The sequence below is a fragment of the Proteus faecis genome (genome assembly GCF_003144395.1).
GTDB classification, from domain to species: Bacteria; Pseudomonadota; Gammaproteobacteria; order Enterobacterales; family Enterobacteriaceae; genus Proteus; species Proteus faecis.
This window is the reverse complement of record NZ_PENZ01000034.1, coordinates 316,599-337,052: the sequence shown is the minus strand read 5'-3', so window position 1 is coordinate 337,052 and position 20,454 is coordinate 316,599. Positions and strand designations below refer to the sequence as shown.

General features: G+C 35.7%; 16 protein-coding genes. 6 read left to right on the top strand and 10 right to left on the bottom strand.

Going from position 1 to position 20,454, the window contains the following annotated elements; all coding sequences use genetic code 11:
* Nucleotides 1-8: 8 nt before the first annotated feature.
* The gene (locus DK858_RS11135; protein WP_109397458.1) at nucleotides 9-920 is read left to right on the top strand and encodes a dihydrodipicolinate synthase family protein; all 912 of its coding nucleotides are present in this window, start codon (nucleotides 9-11) and stop codon (nucleotides 918-920) included.
* A gap of 121 nt (nucleotides 921-1,041) precedes the next feature.
* Here DK858_RS11135 and DK858_RS11130 read toward each other — a convergent pair whose 3' ends face one another.
* The 8 genes from DK858_RS11130 to DK858_RS11095 all read right to left on the bottom strand — a co-directional run bounded on the left by DK858_RS11130 (nucleotide 1,042) and on the right by DK858_RS11095 (nucleotide 13,323).
* Nucleotides 1,042-2,010, bottom strand: coding sequence for a threo-3-hydroxy-L-aspartate ammonia-lyase (locus DK858_RS11130; protein ID WP_109397457.1), 969 nt, complete (start codon nucleotides 2,008-2,010; stop codon nucleotides 1,042-1,044).
* A gap of 3 nt (nucleotides 2,011-2,013) precedes the next feature.
* Nucleotides 2,014-2,403 carry a RidA family protein gene (locus tag DK858_RS11125; protein WP_109397456.1) on the bottom strand — a complete coding sequence of 130 codons (390 nt, stop codon included), beginning with the start codon at nucleotides 2,401-2,403 and terminating at the stop codon, nucleotides 2,014-2,016.
* Nucleotides 2,404-2,529: 126 nt separating this feature from the next.
* Complete coding sequence (gene glgP / locus DK858_RS11120) at nucleotides 2,530-4,980, bottom strand: glycogen/starch/alpha-glucan family phosphorylase (RefSeq protein WP_109397455.1); 2,451 nt, start codon at nucleotides 4,978-4,980, stop codon at nucleotides 2,530-2,532.
* A 45-nt stretch (nucleotides 4,981-5,025) separates the two neighbouring features.
* Nucleotides 5,026-6,459, bottom strand: a complete 1,434-nt coding sequence (gene glgA, locus DK858_RS11115; RefSeq protein WP_109397454.1) for a glycogen synthase GlgA — start codon at nucleotides 6,457-6,459, stop codon at nucleotides 5,026-5,028.
* Entirely contained in the window at nucleotides 6,456-7,799 is a 1,344-nt protein-coding gene (glgC, locus tag DK858_RS11110; RefSeq protein WP_109397453.1) for a glucose-1-phosphate adenylyltransferase, read from the bottom strand. The genes glgA and glgC overlap by 4 nt, the downstream gene beginning before the upstream one ends.
* Before the next feature lie 21 nt (nucleotides 7,800-7,820).
* Entirely contained in the window at nucleotides 7,821-9,890 is a 2,070-nt protein-coding gene (gene glgX, locus DK858_RS11105; protein ID WP_109397452.1) for a glycogen debranching protein GlgX, read from the bottom strand.
* Between the two features lies 1 nt (nucleotide 9,891).
* Entirely contained in the window at nucleotides 9,892-12,075 is a 2,184-nt protein-coding gene (gene glgB, locus DK858_RS11100; protein ID WP_109397451.1) for a 1,4-alpha-glucan branching protein GlgB, read from the bottom strand.
* Between the two features lie 366 nt (nucleotides 12,076-12,441).
* Complete coding sequence (locus tag DK858_RS11095; RefSeq protein WP_109397450.1) at nucleotides 12,442-13,323, bottom strand: LysR substrate-binding domain-containing protein; 882 nt, start codon at nucleotides 13,321-13,323, stop codon at nucleotides 12,442-12,444.
* A gap of 143 nt (nucleotides 13,324-13,466) precedes the next feature.
* Here DK858_RS11095 and DK858_RS11090 point away from each other — a divergent pair, with 143 nt between their 5' ends.
* Nucleotides 13,467-14,192, top strand: a complete 726-nt coding sequence (locus DK858_RS11090) for a sulfite exporter TauE/SafE family protein (RefSeq protein ID WP_194294840.1) — start codon at nucleotides 13,467-13,469, stop codon at nucleotides 14,190-14,192.
* Nucleotides 14,193-14,719: 527 nt separating this feature from the next.
* Here the strand turns inward: DK858_RS11090 and DK858_RS11085 are convergent.
* Nucleotides 14,720-15,487 carry a GNAT family N-acetyltransferase gene (locus DK858_RS11085; RefSeq protein ID WP_109397448.1) on the bottom strand — a complete coding sequence of 256 codons (768 nt, stop codon included), beginning with the start codon at nucleotides 15,485-15,487 and terminating at the stop codon, nucleotides 14,720-14,722.
* 876 nt (nucleotides 15,488-16,363) lie between these two features.
* Between DK858_RS11085 and leuE the strand changes: the two genes are divergently transcribed.
* Nucleotides 16,364-17,011: a leucine efflux protein LeuE gene (leuE, locus tag DK858_RS11080; RefSeq protein WP_109397447.1), complete on the top strand. Its 648-nt coding sequence runs from the start codon at nucleotides 16,364-16,366 to the stop codon at nucleotides 17,009-17,011.
* Nucleotides 17,012-17,076: 65 nt separating this feature from the next.
* Here leuE and DK858_RS11075 read toward each other — a convergent pair whose 3' ends face one another.
* The gene (locus DK858_RS11075) at nucleotides 17,077-18,096 is read right to left on the bottom strand and encodes a methyltransferase (protein WP_228407295.1); all 1,020 of its coding nucleotides are present in this window, start codon (nucleotides 18,094-18,096) and stop codon (nucleotides 17,077-17,079) included.
* Between the two features lie 244 nt (nucleotides 18,097-18,340).
* On the opposite strand from DK858_RS11075, the gene DK858_RS11070 reads away from it, so the two are divergent.
* From DK858_RS11070 to yqfB, 3 genes are all read left to right on the top strand, one after another.
* Nucleotides 18,341-18,949, top strand: coding sequence for a DNA-3-methyladenine glycosylase family protein (locus DK858_RS11070; RefSeq protein WP_109397446.1), 609 nt, complete (start codon nucleotides 18,341-18,343; stop codon nucleotides 18,947-18,949).
* A gap of 78 nt (nucleotides 18,950-19,027) precedes the next feature.
* Complete coding sequence (ada, locus tag DK858_RS11065) at nucleotides 19,028-19,876, top strand: bifunctional DNA-binding transcriptional regulator/O6-methylguanine-DNA methyltransferase Ada (RefSeq protein WP_109397445.1); 849 nt, start codon at nucleotides 19,028-19,030, stop codon at nucleotides 19,874-19,876.
* Between the two features lie 61 nt (nucleotides 19,877-19,937).
* Nucleotides 19,938-20,258, top strand: coding sequence for a N(4)-acetylcytidine aminohydrolase (yqfB, locus tag DK858_RS11060; protein WP_109397444.1), 321 nt, complete (start codon nucleotides 19,938-19,940; stop codon nucleotides 20,256-20,258).
* Nucleotides 20,259-20,454 lie beyond the last annotated feature (196 nt).

Here is a 20,454-nt window from a genome sequence, read left to right as displayed (position 1 = left end):
GTCTTTATATGAAAAAATTATTTGGCGTTACAGTGGCAATGGTTACTCCGTTTGATTCAAAGGATCAAGTCGATATTAAAGCATTATCTGCATTAACTGAAATGCTAGTAACCAAAGGCGTTGATTGCCTTTATCCTTGTGGTACAACGGGTGAAATGTTACGTTTATCTGCGCTAGAACGTAAAAATGTTGCGAAAACCGTTGTTGAAACAGCGAATAGGCGTTTACCTGTTTTTATTCATGTTGGTGCAATGACATTAAATGAAACCATTGAATTAGCCAAACATGCAGTTGACATTGGTGCCGATGGTATTGGTGTGGTGACACCACAATTCTTTGGTGCGACAGAGCGAGAATTAGAAAACTATTTTGTGACAGTGGCAAATAGCGTGCCAGATAATTTCCCTGTTTATCTGTATAATATTCCACAATGTGCCGCAAATAATATAAAGCCTGAATTAGTGGCAAAAGTACAACAGCAGTGTAAAAATGTGATTGGTATTAAATACAGTTTTGCTGATAACAATACAACATTAAGTTATCTTGCGGTTGCGGAGGGTTTTTCAGTTCTTCATGGCTACGATAAATTATTCCTAGGCTTATTAGATGCAGGCTGTGACGGTACAGTTTCAGGTTGTGCTTGTGTATTCCCTGAGCCATTTGTGAATATGTATAAAGCCTATATCACAGGTAATTACCGAGAAGCAAAACAGTGGCAACAATTTTGTGTGAAATTTAGTGATGCGCTTAAGTCTGGCGCGAATATGGCAATATTTAAATCGGCATTAACCATGCGTGGTTTAGACGGCGGTCATATGCGTTTGCCACAACTCGATTTATTGCCTGAAGAAAACCAACAATTAAAAGAAAATCTGACACAATTATGTAAAGAAGCAGGGATTACTTTTTTACTTAACTAAAAAGTCGTTAAACAAACGTCCCCGTTATTTTAGTTGATTGGTTGCATGTTGGTTTTTTTAAGCAGTATAGGTTTTTCTATACTGCTTTTTTTCATATTATACATGCATAAGATGTCATGATTCATTGCGCTAAAAAGCGACCATATTGCGCGATATCGACATTACCACCACTAATAATAATACCTATTTTCTTACCTTTTAATTTATCACCAAATTGACAAGCTGCCGCTAAACTTAAACAACCCGTTGGCTCTACAATCATTTTCATCCGCTGGGCGTAAAACTGCATAGTCGAAATTAATTCTTCATCTGTTGCAGTTAAAATATCGCTCACATAGTGACGAATAATTTCAAAAGTATAATTACCTAGATGCTGGGTTTGCGCGCCGTCTGCAATTGTTTTCGGTGTATCAATATGAATGATTTCGCCTTTACGTAATGATTGCTGTCCGTCATTTCCAGCGATAGGTTCAACGCCAAATATCTTACAATTTGGTGAAAGGGCATTGGTAGATAACAAAGAGCCTGATAGTAAGCCACCACCACCTAACGGAACAAATAGCATATCTAATTCACCAACTTCATCGAACAGTTCTTTTGCAGCAGTACCTTGCCCAGCAATAATATGAGGGTGATCGTAAGGCGGAATTAAGGTAAGCCCTTCTTTTTGTGCCAGTTGTTGTCCAATATCTTCACGATCTTCTGTATAACGGTTATAGGTGATCACCCGACCACCATAACCTTTTGTGGCTGCCATTTTTGCCTTCGGCGCATCTTCAGGCATGATAATTGTTGCGGGGATCCCTAATAGCTTTGCCGATAACGCAATAGCTTGTGCATGATTACCTGATGAAAAGGTCACAACACCATTTTTACGTTGTTCTGCGGTAAATTGAGATAACGCATTCATTGCACCACGAAATTTAAATGCGCCCATTTTCTGGAAGTTTTCACACTTAAAATAAAACTGTGCCCCTGTTAACGCATTAATGGTGCGAGAGGTTAGAACAGGTGTTTTATTAAGGTATGGCAGAATACGCTGATGAGCTTCAGCAACATCTTTATAAGTAGGAGTAGGTAACTTATTCATAGATTATTCCTTGATAACAACGGCTTCAATTTCAATTTTACTTCCAAAATGAAGCTCTTTTACCCCCGCGACTAATCTTGCTGGTCTGTGTTCATCAATCCATTTTGCGTATAGTTCATTAACGATAGGCCACTCGTTAATATCTGTCACATAGACTTTAACTTGAGCAATATCGGTTTTCTTTGCATTAATTCCGAGAAGACAAGCATTTAAGTTTTCAAGCACTTGTGTAATTTGGACTTCAATGGGTTTGTCTGCTAATGGGGTGCCTTGGTTATCTAAGGGTAATAATCCAGAAATAAACGACATATTATTTGCAGTAACAACATGGGAGTAATGCCCACCTGGGGATGAGAGGGCATCAATATTTTGTAGTGTAAGATGTGAGGTCATTTTATTATCCTATTTCACTTAAGTTAGACGTTATGTATACCTTTGTTATACGCAACGTCTAACTTTAGATCAATAGTTTATTTTTTACAAAAAGTTAAGGTAAGAGCAGGATATTTAGTTTAGTTTTTACAATGTAATCGCAGAAGCTTTCCAAATTCGCTGCATATATTCAGTTACCGCACGATCTGCAGAAAAATAGCCCATTTGGCAGATGTTTAACGCTGATTTTTTCAACCAAGCCTCTTCATCTTGATAGAGAACATCAACACTATCTTGAGTATCAACATAGCTACGATAATCGGCTAATACCTGATAATGATCGCCAAATTCAATTAAGCTATCGAAAATTGATTTGTATTTATCAGGGGAAGTTGGATTAAAGAAACCATTAGCAATTTGATTGAGCGCAGTATGTAACTCAATGTCTTCATCATAATAGCGACGAGGGGAATAACGCTGTCTTAATTCTGCCACTTCTTGTGCATTGTGACCAAAGATAAACATATTATCAAAACCAACATGTTCACCAATTTCAATATTAGCACCATCAAGTGTACCGATGGTTAATGCACCATTTAGGGCAAGCTTCATATTTCCTGTACCAGAAGCTTCTGTTCCTGCTAATGAAATTTGCTCAGATAAATCTGCCGCTGGGATAATATGTTGCGCTAAACTTACGCCGTAATTAGGAATAAAGATCACTTTTAGTTTATTTTTAATACGCTCGTCATTATTAATCTTGCTTGCAATATCGTTGATAAGATTGATGATTTTCTTTGCATTATAATAAGCTGACGCAGCTTTACCGCCAAAAATAAATACGCGAGGTACCCAGTTTTTCTCTGGATTTTCTAAAATGCGATTATAGCGAGTGATAATGCCTAATACATTGAGAAGTTGACGTTTATATTCATGAATACGTTTGATTTGCACATCAAACAGTGCATCAGGATTAATATCAATATTTAACTCTTCCTTAATGAGCTGAGCAAAATTTTGTTTATTGATACTTTTTGAATCTTTTAATTGGTGTAAGAAATTTTTATCTTTTATCAATGGCATTAATTCACCCAACTGCTCTAAATTTGTTCGCCAATTTGTACCAATATGGCTATCAATTGTTCTAGAGAGAGAAGGGTTTGCTAACGCTAACCAACGACGTGGTGTGATCCCATTAGTAATATTGCAAAATTTCTTAGGATAGATCGTCGCAAAATCAGCAAATAAAGATTGCACCATTAATTGGCTATGAAGTTCAGAAACACCATTAACTTGATGGCTGATAATAACCGCTAACCATGCCATACGAACATTACGGCCATTCTCTTCATCAATAATCGAAACGCGACGTAATAAATCGTTATCATTAGGGAATTGTGTTCTAACTTGTTTCAGAAATTTATCATTGATTTGGAAAATAATTTGTAAATGGCGAGGAAGCGAACGACCTAGCATATCAACCGGCCAAGTTTCTAATGCTTCACCCATTAATGTATGGTTTGTGTATGAAAATATCTGAATAGTTTGTTCCCATGCCTCATCCCAGCTAAATTCATGATTATCTATCAATTGACGCATTAACTCAGGAATAGCAAGCACAGGGTGAGTATCATTAAGATGTATGGCAATAAAATCTTTTAGATTATCAAAGCGTTGATGCAAGTGGTAATGACGTTGCAAAATATCCTGAACAGAAGCACTCACTAAGAAGTATTCTTGCTGTAAACGCAACATTTTACCTGACGCGGTCGAATCGTCCGGGTAGAGAATACGAGAGATATTTTCAGAGCGATCTTTTGCTTCTGTTGCTTCTAGATATTCACCTTTATTAAATTTACCTAAGTTAAACGCAACGTTTGATTTTGCTGACCATAAACGAATGGTATCTGTTGCTTGCGTGTTATAACCCGGAACAATAGAGTCGTAAGGTTGTGCCATAACATTAAAAGTATCAACCCAATAACTTTTCTCACCTTCTTGCTGTAAACGTCCGCCAAAATCCACTTCAAATTGCAGATCATGACGAGGAAACTCCCAAGGATTACCTTTTTCAAGCCAGTTATCCGCGACTTCATATTGTTCGCCATCTTTAATTTGCTGACGAAACATACCGTATTCATAACGAATACCATAACCTGTAACGGGGTAACCTAGTGTGGCGCAAGAATCAAGGAAGCAAGCAGCCAAACGGCCTAAGCCACCATTACCTAAACCAGGATCAGGTTCAAGTTCAATCTGTTTTTCAAGATCAAGCCCTAACTCTTGTAGCGCCGCTTTAACTTCGAGATAAACACCTAAAGAGAGCATGGCGTTTGTTAAAAAACGCCCCATAAGAAACTCCATCGAAATGTAATAAACCTGTTTTACTTTCGGTGAAAGCTCTGCTTTGGTTGATATTAACCAGCGTTCAACTAAACGGTCTCTAATAGCATAGGATGTGGCATTTAACCAATCTGTTGGTGTTGCATATTTGGGCGATGTTCCAACGATAAACATTAGCTTGTAAACAATAGAACGCTTTAATGATTCAATATCCTTATTGGGTGATAGATAATCAAATTCACATAAATTTTTCATTATAAATCTCTTTTCGTGATCCACTGGTTCAAATAGACTTCATATCTATAGATGTTGATACAGTGTCGCATACATTTTTGCAGCGGTTTCCCAACTAAAAATAGTCTGACTCATGCCATCCATTTGAGTTTGTTGCCACTGTTTAGGCATATTCCATAAGGTAAAGGCTCGATTTATAGCCTGACGCAGAGAGTCCGATGTTGCTTCATAGAAAACAAACCCCGTAGCTTGGTGATGCGCTAAATTTTCTAATGAACAATCATTAACCGTATCGGCTAGCCCACCGGTGTGTCTCACTAAAGGTAGAGCGCCATATTTCAAGCCATATAACTGGGTTAATCCACAAGGTTCAAAACGACTAGGCACCATAATTACATCAGCGCCAGCGACAATTTGATGTGAAAAACTTTCATCATAGCCAATATGAACCGCTACATTTTTCGGGTATTGCTGTTGTGCGTGTAAAAATGCTGCTTCAAGGTGACTATCACCAGTACCTAATAAAACAAATTGACCACGTTGTTCAACGATATCTGGTAGTGTTTCAATCACTAAATCGAGCCCTTTTTGCGAAGTTAAACGACTTACGGCCGCAAAAAGAGGGGCATTATTGTTGACAGGTAAACCGCATTTTTTCTGTAATACGGTTTTGTTATCTAAACGCATATTCAGGTTTTGAACACCATAACAACGCGTAATTAATCTATCTATTGAGGGATCCCAAACCGCCTCATCAATACCATTTAAAATGCCACTTAATCGCTGCTCATCAGCACGTTGACGCAATAATCCCTCTAAGCCGTAACCAAACTCATGAGTGGTTATCTCTTTGGCATAAGTTGGGCTGACGGTCGTAATGTGGTTAGCATAAAAGAGGCCTGCTTTTAAGAATGAAATTTGTCCGTAATATTCCAGTCCATTAATTGAAAAACAGTCATCAGGTAATTCAAGTTGATGCAGATGATAAGGTGAAAACTCACCTTTATAAGCCAGATTATGAACAGTAAAAACAGATTTTGCAGAGTAATGTTTTATTGCTAGATAAGCACAAGCTAGTCCTGCATGCCAATCATGGGCGTGAACAATATCTGCTCGCCATAAGGGATCTAACCCCGCAGAAAGTTCACTTGCTACCCAACCTAATAAGGCAAAACGAAAAACATTATCACCATAAGCATGTTGATATTGATCGTGATAAGGGCTACCTGTACGTTGATAAAGATGAGGAGCATCAATAAGATAAATATCAACCCCTCGGTATTGTCCGTAAAGCAGAGAAATATTACCTGCAAATGTATCGATATTAGTTACTAATTTGAGATCGGGAATATTATCTTTGATAGCAGGAAATGCGGGAATAACAACCCGCGCATCTAAACCAATCTTTTTCTGGGCTAAAGGCAAAGAGCCCATAACATCAGCTAATCCGCCCGTTTTTAGTAGAGGAAATAATTCAGAACAACAGTGAAGAACATTCACGAAAATGCCTCCTCATGTTGCGTTTTTTGTTCTGCTTTCGTTTTAGTTGAATTTTCTTTACGGGCTAATTGCTCAAGCATTTCTCTTGTTACAAGTACGATACCTTCTTCAGTACGGTGGAAACGTGCGGTATCTTCTTCTGCATTCATCCCAATAACTGTCCCTTCGGGAATTGTACAACTACGTTCAATAATGCAGCGTTTTAAATAGCAATGATGACTCACTGTCACATCAGGTAAAATCACAGAATTTTCAATATGGCAGAAAGACTCAACGCGAACTAATGGAAATAGAACAGATGAATAGAGCGTTGAACCATTGATAATACAACCGTCAGCAATCAGCGAATTCATCATTTTTCCGTGTTCGCCATGGTTATCTTGAACAAACTTAGCTGGTGGCAAAGGGGTCATAAAGGTGCGGATTGGCCAATCTTTCGCATACATATCAAGCTCAGGAGTGACAGAGGCCAAATCGAGGTTAGCAGACCAATATGCTTCGATGGTTCCTACATCGCGCCAGTAGGGAGGGACGGAGGGATCTGAACTGACACAAGAGAGTTCAAAAGGGTGAGCAAGAACATCACCACGTTCTGTGATTTTAGGAATAATATCTTGGCCAAAGTCATGATGTGAATTTGGATCACGGCTATCTTCTTCCAATAAATCAAAAAGGTAATCTCTATCAACCACATAAATCCCCATACTTGCTAGTGAGTGTTCTGGATCATTAGGAATACAAGGCGGGTTTGATGGTTTTTCTAAGAAATTAAGTACTCTACGATTTTCATCGATATCCATAATACCAAATTGGAATGCATTTTCTTTAGGAACACGAATACAAGCTACGGTGAATTTTGATTTGTTTTCAACATGATCAAGCAATAAACGTGCATAGTTCATTTTATAAATATGGTCGCCAGCTAAAATCACGACATATTTTGCTTGGTAGCTACGAAGAATATCGAGATTTTGATAGATAGCATCAGCTGTCCCCATATACCAATGTTCAGTATTACGACGTTGCTGAGCAGGTAATAAATCAACAAACTCATTCATATCTTCATTAAAGAATGACCAACCACGCTGAATATGTTGAACTAGTGAATGCGACTGATATTGTGTGATTACACCAATACGACGGATCCCAGAGTTAAGACAATTTGATAATGTAAAGTCGATAATTCGAAATTTCCCACCAAAGAAAACCGCCGGTTTTGCACGTTTTGAAGTCAATGCTTTTAAACGTGTACCACGACCTCCCGCTAAAACGAGTGCAATTGCCTCTTTAGGAAGTTGTTGTGCCAACATTAATTTTTGGCCTTGTTCTGTCGTCATCATAGTTATAGCACTCCAATCAAATCACTTAATCTGGGAGGAAATAATGGGTAATGTTTCAGTAGAAGATTGAGTATAAAAAGCACGCTTTCGCCAAAGGGTGATACTGTTAGGTTGTACTTCACAATGCTCAAATTGAGTCGGGTGACAATCAGGCCAGCTAGTTGTATCAAGCAAGCAAGACCAAGCCCCTTCAGGTAAAGAAAAAATTACGCTGTTTCTTAATGGGTTAAACATTAAGATCCACTGTTGAGCTAAAAGAAGTTGTAATGGTGAAGGGGGAAGTTGTTGCCAATCTTCATGACTCATAGGTTGAGCATTCTGACTTAACCAAATAATATTTTGGCTATCTTCCTCCCACCATTTAAGTGAACTTAATGGTGTAATTTGGTGACGTAATTCAATGAGGCGGTGAATATAATCAGTTAAGTTGTAAGGCTGTTGAAACCATTTGATCCAACTGACTTTATTATCCTGACAATAAGCATTGTTATTACCATATTGTGTATTACCCACTTCATCACCAGCGAGTAAATGAGGGGTTCCTCTAGAAAGCAGTAAAGTTGCCAGCATATTCTTTATTGCAAGCAATCTGTGTTGATTTATATTTTCGTTAACTATCAAACCTTCTTCACCAAAATTCACACTATAATTGGTGTTATGTCCATCTAGGTTTGATTCGCCATTCTCCTCATTATGTTTGTTCTGATAACTTACTAAATCTCTTAGTGTAAAGCCGTCGTGGCTCGTTATCATATTGACGCTAGAGTAGGGAGGTCTGCCATTTTGGTGATACAGTTTTGCAGAGCCCGTAATATTGTCTGCAAATGTCGCGATAGAGACATCACGCCACAACCAAAAACGGCGAATAACATCACGATAGCCATCATTCCATTCTGTAAATGGAACAGGAAAATTACCGACTTGATAACCATCAGAGCCTAAATCCCAAGGCTCGGCGATAAGTTTAATACGAGATAATAGCGGATCTTGTCGTATTGCTGTCAGTAGTGGTGATTGAGGATCAAAATAAGGGACTCGACCAAGACTTGTCGCTAAATCAAAACGAAAACCATCAATATGAAATTCTGTCACCCAATAACGCAAACAATCCATCACCCACTGCACCGTTTCAGGGCGACTTAAATTGAGTGTATTACCACAACCCGTCCAGTTTTGAGCTTTGTTTTCGTCGTTTAGCCAATAATAGCTTTGGTTATCAATACCACGTTGCGAAACAATATAACCTTCGAATTGATCACTTAATTCCGCAGTATGGTTAAATACTACATCTAAAATCACCTCAATATTGGCTCTATGTAAGCATCTTATGGCTTCTCTAAATTCATCAATAATATTCCGACCCGAATTAGAATAATATTGAGTCGATAAAGCGAAAGGCGCTAATACGTTATAACCCCAATAGTTTTTTAAACCAATTTTATGAAGATGTGGCTCTGTTAAATGATATTGAACAGGCAGTAATTCTAATGCCGTAATACCTAGTTTTTTCAGATGTGAAATAAAAGCAGGATGCCCTAATGCTGCATAAGTACCCTGTAGTTTTTCTGGTATTTCAGGATGAAGTTTTGTCAGTCCTTTTACATGTCCTTCGTAAATAATAGTTTCTGACCATGGCGTATTTAAAGGCTGATAAGTGTCTTTTTCTTTATAAGAATGACAAAAACAACGGCTATCATCAGTGATCACCGCTTTAGGCGTAATCGCACTATCATCATGCTCTAATAGATTAAAAACAGGAGAAATGTAAGGTAATGTATTATCAATAATACCTGTCACCTGTTTTGCATAAGGATCTAATAATAGTTGCTGAGGTTGATAGAACAATCCGTACTCTGGGTTCCATTCACCTTCTACACGATAACCATAATGTAAACCAGGCCCTGCACCAGGCAAATATCCATGCCAAATTGCACCTGTTTTACCCGGTAATGGGTAACGGATCTCTTTACCTGCTTTATCAAACAAACACAGAATGACTTTAGTGGCATTTTCACTAAAGAGGGTAAAATTTACTCCATAGCCATCATAATGACTGCCCATAGGAAAAGGACGTCCATAATCTAAAGACATATTAATCCTTCAATCTTAAATACAGTGTCGCAAGCGGAGGCAGTGTCAATGACAAAGAGTGAGGCTTGCCATTAAATGCACTTGTAATTGTTTCTATTTCACCTAAATTTCCTACATTGCTACCGTTATAAAACTCAGAATCACTGTTGAGAATTTCCTGATAAGTACCTGCTTTATTTACACCAACAACATAATTATGATGAACGACAGGAGTGAAATTACTAATAACAATGATTTCATTCCCTTGTGTATCTTTACGGCAAAAAGCAAAGACAGAGTTGTTGTGATCATCAACGGTAAGCCATTCAAAACCTTCACGTTCAAAATCACATTCATACAGTGGGGCATTAGCGCGATAAGAGAGATTCAAATCTCGCACAAAGTGTTGAATACCTTGATGCGGACTATTTGGCTCTTCAAGAAGATGCCAATCTAAGCTACGGTCATGATTCCATTCACGCCATTGTGCAAACTCACATCCCATAAATAACAGTTTTTTGCCGGGATAAGCCCACATAAAGCCGAGATAAGCACGTAAATTGGCAAACTTTTGCCAATCATCGCCAACCATACGACCAATCAATGAGCCTTTACCATGCACAAATTCATCGTGAGAAAGAGGCAAAATAAAGTTTTCGTTATAGGCATAGAGCATGCCAAAGGTCATTTGATTATGGTGAAATTTACGATAGATAGGATCACGTTGCATATAAGCTAACGTGTCATGCATCCAACCCATATTCCATTTGTAATTAAAACCTAAACCTCCTTCATCAGGCGGTAAGGTGACTCTAGGAAAATCAGTAGACTCTTCTGCAATCGTGATAGTCCCTGGACAAGTTACACCCAGTAATTTGTTGGTATGACGAATAAAATCAATCGCCTCTAAATTCTCACGTCCACCGTGTTTATTTGGGATCCATTCGCCTTCTTTTCGGCTGTAATCACGATAAAGCATTGAGGCCACAGCATCGAAACGAAAACCATCTAGCGCAAAATGCTCATGCCAATACAATAAATTAGCAGAAAGGTAATTTAGTACTTCATTGCGCCCATAGTTATAAATCAACGTATTCCAATCGGGATGAAATCCTTCACGTCTATCTGCATATTCATAGAGTGATGTGCCATCAAAATTACGTAAGCCGTAATCATCTTCAGGGAAATGACCAGGAACCCAATCTAAAATGACATTAATTTCTGCTTGATGCGCTGCTTCAATAAAGTCACGGAAATCCATCGGAGAACCAAAGCGACGAGTTGGTGAATATAGCCCTAACGGTTGATATCCCCATGAACCATCAAAAGGATGTTCATTAATAGGGAGCAACTCAATATGAGTAAATCCCATTTCTTTAACGTATGGAATTAACTGTTCGGCTAATTCACGATAACTTAGCCAGCTTTGATCGTCAGTATGTCTACGCCATGAACCTAAATGAACTTCATAAATAGACATTGGTGCATTACGTTGATTTGCTTGCTGACGCGATAATGGCATTGGTTGAACGAGGGGTAATGTATTGATAATTGAGGCAGTTTCAGGACGTATTTGTGTTTCAAAAGCATAAGGATCTGCTTTTAAGCGACGTTCGCCAGTCGCATCAAGGATAGAGTATTTATAGCAATCCCCTAGATGCGCTTGGGGAAGGAAAAGCTCCCATATTCCACTTTCACGGCGTAATCGCATTGGAAAACGCCGCTCATCCCAGAATGAAAAATCGCCTACAACGCTTACGCTTTTTGCGTTAGGTGCCCAGACAGCAAAAGTAATACCATCAATATCACCCAACTTGGCAGGGTGGGCGCCTAAACATTGATAAGAACGGGAGTGATGACCTTGCGCTAAAAACCAAATATCCATTTCTTGCAATAAAATGCCAAATTGATAGGGATCATCAACGACACCTTGTGCATTTTCCCAGATTATATCTAAACAGTAATTAAAACGACGTTTACGTCGAGGGATCGCGCCACAGAAAAAACCACTAGGGTGTATACGCTCTAGTGTCGCGACTTTTCGTCCATTTTTTCTATCAATGACACTAACTGCAACTGCATCTGGTAAAAAAGCACGAACCTCTAAGCCCACTGATGTTTCATGCATACCAAGAAGTGCAAAAGGATCAGACTCATACCCATTAATTAGTTTTTCTATTGCTTTTTTTGTCACAGCTACAGACATCTTATCGTCCTTCGTTGCTAGCAAATAAATTAATAAATTTTATATATTAATATCAGCATAGAACGTTAATTTAAGTTAAACAATAAGTGTTTATAACAGATTATTTAAAATCAAAATAATTAACATAGGTTAATTTACTTGTTTTTTGTATTTAATTAATTGAATTTAAATAACTTTAATGAATGAGCTAGATTGGGGGATGAATTATAAAAATAGCACAATTAGCTTTTTTTAGATATTTATAAAAAAGAAACTATCATTAAGTATTTTTAACAAAATAGTTAATAGACGGTTCTAAAAAATGTAATTAATAGGATTTAAATCGCTATTTTTATGAAAAACAATTACTTATTTTATTAGTAATGATTAATATTTCTGTTGAGTTAGCCATTGCTCGAAATCAAGATGTGTTTTGTTTTTTTGTACACCTAATGGTGTTAAAGCGTAGTAACTTATAGGTGCAATTTGGATATCGGGAAATAACACTTTTAAAGTACCGTTATTTATTTCATTCGATAAAATAGAAACAGGGCCAATGCCTAAACCTAATCCTTCAATAATGGCTTGAAGAGAAATATGAAAGTGATCAAAGCGGTAGTGACGTAAGAATGAGCGCTGTGTATTAAGATGAGTCGCCATTAACCATTGCTGCCAATGACCAGGACGAGTAAGCGTATCGATAACAGGGCAATCAAAAACATCTTCAAATCTAGTGACACTGTAACGCTTTAAGAGTTTTTCAGAAGCAATTAAACAATGTTTATCCGCTAAAAAAACAACAGATGAATACTCTTGTTGCTGAGGTTGAGGACGAATAATCAGATCATCATGACTAATCAAATGAAATCGCTCACTATTTGCAGAAGCAATTTGGATATTTGCATTAGGATATTGAAGATAAAAATTCTCCATTCGCGGAATAAGCCATTTTAAACAAAGTGTGGTAGGAACACTGATATTTAAAATGTCGTTTTTTCCACCATTACCATAACGAAAACCAATATCATTTAATTTATCAAAAACGTCACTTAACTCTTGTGCCAATGTTAATGCATAGGGAGTGGGTACTCGGCGTAAACCTTGTTTATTGAATAAAGTGACACCAAACCATTTCTCTATAACTTGGATATGACGACTGATCGCTCCATGAGTAACACATAATGTTTGTGCGGCTTCAGTGTAACTTTGGCTATGACAAGCGACTAAGAATGCACGCAATGAAGGTAATGGAGGAAGATTTCTCATCATAATTTTCTCATTATGGTTTATTTAGCATAAATAAAGCGACTTTCTGATTAAAACTCACAATACCGTGACATTTTATCACAGGTAAAAATAAAGAAGATAGGTATGATAAAGTGTCTTTAACTTATTGAACTTAAAGGATGATAATGAGTTTTATCGCAGTTATTTTATTAGCAGTATTGTCTGGCGTAATCAGTGGCGTTGTGGGAACGGGATCTTCTATATTATTAATACCTGCTTTGACTTATGTATTTGGTGCCAAGGAAGCCGTACCTATTATGGCATTAGCTTCAGTAATGGGAAATTTATCTCGTATTTATTTATGGCGTCATAGTATTCGCTTTAAACCACTATTTTATTATTTATTACTCGGCATCCCAGCGGTTATTCTTGGCGCTAATACATTATGGATAATGTCTGAAAAATGGCTAAATATTGGTATGGGGCTGTTTTTTATATTGATGATCCCCGTGCTTCACTTACTGCGCAAATATCAAATACAAATGAAAACCTACCAAGTTATTATTGCTGGTGCAGTTATCGGTTATTTAACTGGGGTAGTGTTTTCCACAGGACCATTAACGATCCCTATATTTTCGGCATATGGTCTAACATTAGGGCCATTACTTGCGACTGAAGCAGCAGCCTCATTTGTTATCTACCTCACCAAAGCTATGACATTTAGCCAACTTGGTGCAGTTAATAGCTTTATTTTAATTAGCGGGGGATTAGTCGGCTGTGGCCTAACTGTAGGAAATTACCTTGGCAAGAAACTGGTATTAAAACTAACACCAACACTTTTTCAATGGTTATTGGATGCTATGTTGATCTTTGCAGGTAGCTCACTGTTTATTAATGGGGTTATCACTTAATAAAAACAAATATTAACATAAAAAAATCCATCTTTTTTAAAGATGGATTAAATAGAGCAAGAATTTAATAGTGACAATGTACTTTTTCAATCTAAATATTTTATTATAATAAATCAATTAACATTAATTTAAATTATCAAAAAATCACATAAAAATATAAGATAGAATTATTTTATTTCCTTTTATAAAAAAATTTTAATATCTTTTAGTTACATTAAGATTTTTTGCGAAAATCATTATATTAAACACCACGAAGACATATTGATATTTTTATGCAACTATTGAGTAAATTTTATTTATGGGTATGTTTTTCATTATTTTTTATGTTACCTTGTTCCCCGTTCTAAAGTTTAAATATTCATTTTCATAGCCATATTACCCAACTAAGGTTGGGTATTTTTTTATATACATCAAAGACAAATTCAATTATTTAGATTTTTATTTTGTTAAGTGAGACGCATGGTGTTTTATAAGTAAATTTATACATTAAAAAAGGCTCAATAGAGTTATTGAACCTTCTTATACAATTATTGGTTAATAAAGCTTAAATAGTTAAAAAGTGGTTTAAAACCAAATTTACGATATAGTGCTAAACCATCTGCTGATGCATCTAAAAAACAGCGTTCTACACCTTGCTCACGACAAAACTCTAACACATGTTTAATCAAATGAGTCGCATAGCCATTGCCTTGATAAGCAATATCGGTTCCGATATCGTCAAATCGCGCTAATTTATCATGCAATGTCAGCGTTAATGACGATACAGGTTGACCTTCAACTAATAATGCATAATGGAAGATAGTTGCACCATTATCTAATGCTTTCTGGTGATAACGAATATATTCATTAACAATCGTATCATCACTATCATCTCCCACAGGGAACGCTGTTTTTAATGGATGCGCCCACTGTTCAAGATTGTGATTGGTTAAAATAATATCGCAAGGATTATTACTATAAGATGGAAATACTGCTTCCGATAAGGTTAAATACATTGCAGTTGTCATACCATCACCGGTATAGCCTGCATTTTTTATTATTCCTTCAAATTCAGGCAATAATGTTTCAGGTAATACCAAAATATGGTCTTTTTTCTGTGAAGTAAAAAGGGTGCTGGCTTGCTGAAATGAGCTTTCTGTTGCGCCTTGGCGTAAATAAATAAAGTTAAAAATGGCGGCATCCATTGGTGTCATAAAGCAATGAGTATGATCACCAATACGAATATTGTTTTCACAAATTTCTGACCAAAAGGCTTTTTCTACTATTTTAAATTCTTTATACAGTTGTGCATCCATAATGGTTCTCTAGCTGAATCGTGATACGCGATATGGCGTTAATAAAGGTTCCGCTTTTTGTAAATGCGTGTTGTACAACGCATTTATAAAATAAAGGTGACAATGTCACGATAGCGTGCATAGTAACAAGGTATACCCCAGATAAGGAGATATTTCTCCAATAATTAACATCTGATCTTTAGGCGTAGACCTTTCACCAACTGCAACCTGTTTTATTGTTAGTTTACCTGTTTGCATAAAATTATCATAAAAAATCGCTTATACATGGCATACAATACGTTCAGGGTGATGTTCATCACTATTATCAATGTAATCTTCTACTGCAATAATCTCATTTTGAATAAAGTGGCATAATTCCATCTTTGTCATGAGAATAAATGCAAAGTAAAAACGACACAGAATAACGGTTTTAATAAATATAATCTTTTTACTTCCTTATTTTTGTGCTAATTAACTGACTAAATAATAAAAAAACTTATTTTTCATTATGTTAATGAGTCGGATTGTTTTGGTTTTAAAAGTAGTACATAGGTTTAGATCACAAAAAGAATAATAAACCATAACAAAAAACAAACAACAGAGCATTACATCCAAATAAAGCCAAAAACATAGGATATGATTCTGTATATTGGCTTTTTGGGTGGTTATTAAATCTGTATAAAATTTAATTTCAGCATCATACTATAACGCATGTTTAAACTGGTTTTTAACTCTAAAAACAAAAATAAATAAAGATTTATAAACTGGTTTTTATATTCAAAGGCAGAGTAATTGACTTATCTTTATTAATTATAAAGATTATTGTTTTACAAAAATATTATTATGGATATGATAGCTCACATATTCAGCATGTTATTTTTTTGAAAAAGGCGTCGTATGTTAGAAAGTATCGGTATTTCAAATATTTGGACATACCTTTTAGGCGTTATTTTTATTACCTTAATACCAGGTCCAAACTCGATTTTCGTTCTTACTTCCAGTGCGAAGCATGGCGTAAAAGGGGGGTATAAAGCCGCTCTTGGTGTTTTTACGGGTGATGCATTATTAATCTTTTTGGCATTTTTGGGGGTTGCTTCATTAGTCAAGACTTCACCCGTTTTCTTTATCGTTATTAAATATGCAGGTGCTCTTTACTTAACCTATTTAGGATTAAAAACGTTATATGCAACGTTTCAAAAGAAAAATGAGACACCAGAGCAAGTCACTGAAGTTACAGTAAAAGCAAAAGATGGTCTTTATGTTAAAGCGTTATTTTTAAGTATGCTTAACCCAAAAATGATCATTTTTTATGTTTCGTTCTTTATTCAGTTTATCGACCCTAAGTATGAAAATGCAGGTATACCATTCTTTGTATTAGGTGTTATTTTAGAAATATGCAGTATGCTTTATTTATCAGTCCTTATTTTTGGCGGTGTTGCAATTACCAATAAAGTAAAACATAACAAACGGTTAGCTTCATTATCAAATAGTTGTATTGGTGCCGTATTCTTACTTTTTGGTGCAAAACTGGCATTAACTGCATAATTTTATTTAAAAAGCCACTTCTAAAGTGGCTTTTTTTAATACAAACAAATGACCATCCCAATAGATTATTTAATAACAACCTCTAATATTGAGTTATATGTTTCTGTCTTTATCACTTTATTTATTTTTAAATCTGCTTTATCCAATAAAGCTATAAATTCATCTTCTGTACGCTCACCTGATTCTGGGAATGCACTCATGCAAAGAATATCCATATATTTAGCGACATCAGGTATATTCTTTTTAAAAATAACAGGTTCAATAATAAGTACTTTTGAATCTTTCTTCATAGCTTTACGGAAGTTTTTAAATATTTTAATAACACTGTCATTATCCCAATCATGGATAATATATTTAATTAAATAGATATCAGATTCAGGATAATCTCCAAATAGATCACCAGGTATTAATTTCCATCGACTATCATCACCTAATTCAACTAATTTCGTTCTTTCTAACACATGCTGGCGATCAAACAACTGTCCTTTTAACGTCGGATTATTCTTTAAGACTTCTAATAATAATCCACCTAATCCTCCAGCAATGTCTGTCACTGTTTTATTCTCTGGAAAATTATAATGCTTAATAATAAAATAATTTTCTATTTTTGATAGTGAGCTCATACCTGCTTGAAAATCATGATCTTTTCTTATATTATCTTGCCAATATTGATAAAAAGACATGCCATATATATTTTCAAAAGCGGGATTACCTTGAACAGACTCAATGACATCACCTACTGGGCGCCATAACGTTTCATTTGTTAACATTAGCACGGCATCACGTAAGCTATATTTATGATCGCTTAATAAAAACTGTCCTGCTGGAGCAAGAGAATAGCGAGAACCTTCCGATTCATAAAATATACTTTCAGATGCTAACATTCTTAATATTCTATTTAGAACATAGGGAATTGAATTCGTTTTTTTTGCAAGTTCATTTATATCTTTAGGTCCTTCTTTTAATAAATCAGCAATTTTTAATTTAGCTGCAACTCTTAAAGCGGCTGGTATAGTAAAGCACATGGATTTTTTCATTAATTCTAATGCTGCTGACTTATTATTTAAATCTAAACTATTACTCATGATATTAATCTCCATTATATATAATACATATTGGTTTATAAAAATAAGTATTTAGAATGAAGTATAGAATGTTTTTTTAATTTAGATAAATTTGTAAATATTTAATTTCATCGTTTTTAATTGTGATTTTTTCTATAATTATTATTAATTACATGAAAATAAAAAAGCAAGAAACGGGGTGTATAATACCTTAAGCTTCAAGTTATACTGTCATTTATCTAGTATATTTTGATATGAGATAGCTATGTATTTTCAGTATGGCGAGAAAGAGATAAATACTTTAAAAAATCGTGATAAGCGTTTAGCCGCGCTTATTGAAAGAATAGGGGATATAAAGCGGCCTCTTACTCCTGATTTATTTACAGCATTAGTTAAAAATATTATTGAACAACAAATTTCAGTTTCTGCTGCCGAAACCGTTAATCTGCGATTACTCAAATTATGTGAGGGGATTTACACACCAGAACGTATTGCAAAATTATCAGAACAAGAGATACAGCAGTGTGGAATGACTATGCGCAAAGCTGGCTATATTATCGGTATTGCGGATGCAGTTATTTCAGAAAAACTAAATTTAAATAAAATTCCTGATATGACAGATAAAGAAGTTATCGATACTTTAATTCAATTAAAAGGTATTGGGGTTTGGACTGCAGAAATGCTATTAATCTCTTCACTTAATCGGCCAGATATTTTAAGTTGGGGAGATTTAGCTATTCAACGTGGAATTATGCGTCTTTATCGCCATAAAACATTGAATAAAGTACGCTTTGCACGTTATCGAAAACGCTATTCACCCTATGGTTCTACGGCATCGCTTTATCTATGGGCATTATCTAAAGAGCCAGAGTAATTGAGCAACAAACGGAGTTCTTTATTCATTATATTTTGTTACTAATAGCTATAATTCTGTATTTAAAGGACTACCATAATGGAAAATAAACATAATCAACTTATTGAGCAAGCCTGCCGTTTTATTGAAAAAAATAACGGTGATGTGTCACTAGCCAGTATTGCAAAGCATGTTATGGCAAGCCCATATCATTTCCATCGCTTATTTAAATCAACGATGGGGATCACTCCAAAAGATTATGCTAATGCATATCGTCAAAAATTAATAAAAAAAGCGTTAGTTCAAGATGGCAGTATTACAGATGCAATTTATCAATCTGGCTTCAATGCTAATAGTCGTTTCTATGAAAATGCAAAAGCAATATTAGGTATGACGCCAACGAATTGGCGTACAGGAGGTAAGAATATTGCTATCTTTTTTGCTATCGCGCAGTGTTCTTTAGGAAGTATTCTTGTGGCACAAAGTGAAAAGGGGATTTGTGCCATAATGTTAGGAGATGATGCTGAGTTGTTATTAGACGATTTACAAAAACAATTCCCTCTGGCTGAATTAATTGGTGCGAATGAAGAGTTTGAGCAAATCATTGCACAAGTCATCGGTTTTATTGAGTTACCTCAACAGCCCTTATCTTTACCTCTTGATATCCAAGGAACTGTATTTCAACAAAAAGTTTGGCGGGCATTATTAGATATTCCTTTTGGAAGCACGATGACTTATCAAGAAATTGCCAATAAAATTGGAGCCCCTAAGGCATATCGTGCTGTCGCTAATGCCTGTGCGGCTAATAAGCTAGCCGTTGCTATTCCATGTCATCGTGTTATTCGACAAAATGGTGAATTATCAGGTTATCGTTGGGGGATTGAGCGTAAAGCCAAGTTGCTTCAGACAGAGGCATTAAATAACGCCAAATTAGGCAAAAAAGAATAATAATTTATTATTGCATGATAAGATAATCAGTATGTTATCAATAAATTTATGAGTTAATATTATGTCGGCAATACCAACAGAAATTACTTTTTTCGAACGTTTAATTCCTTCTATTCTTGAAGGAAAAAAAGTGATTACTATCCGAGATAAAAGTGAAAGTAATTATAAGCCAGGAAGCATTGTTGAATTATTTGCTAATGAACATCGTACTCATTATGGAAAATTGAAAATCATAACGGTATCACCTTTACGTTATGACGATATCAATGAGTATCACGCGCAACAGGAAGGCATGACACTTCCAGTGTTGAAAGCGCTTATCAAAGATATTTATCCTACAACACAATCTTTATATCTTATTGAATATCAGTTAATAAAATAAGAACAAAAAAGATCACACCGTGATCCTTTTGCTTAAACAAAACTTTAGCTATCTGAATTGATTGCTTTAACTGAATAATCAATAACGTTCATTTCGGTTGGTTTACATCAGCCATGGTGTCTACTTACACCAATAGAATAGGTTTTGTTATTGCGTCACTATATCTTGAAAAAGTGATGTTTTAGCACTCTAAATC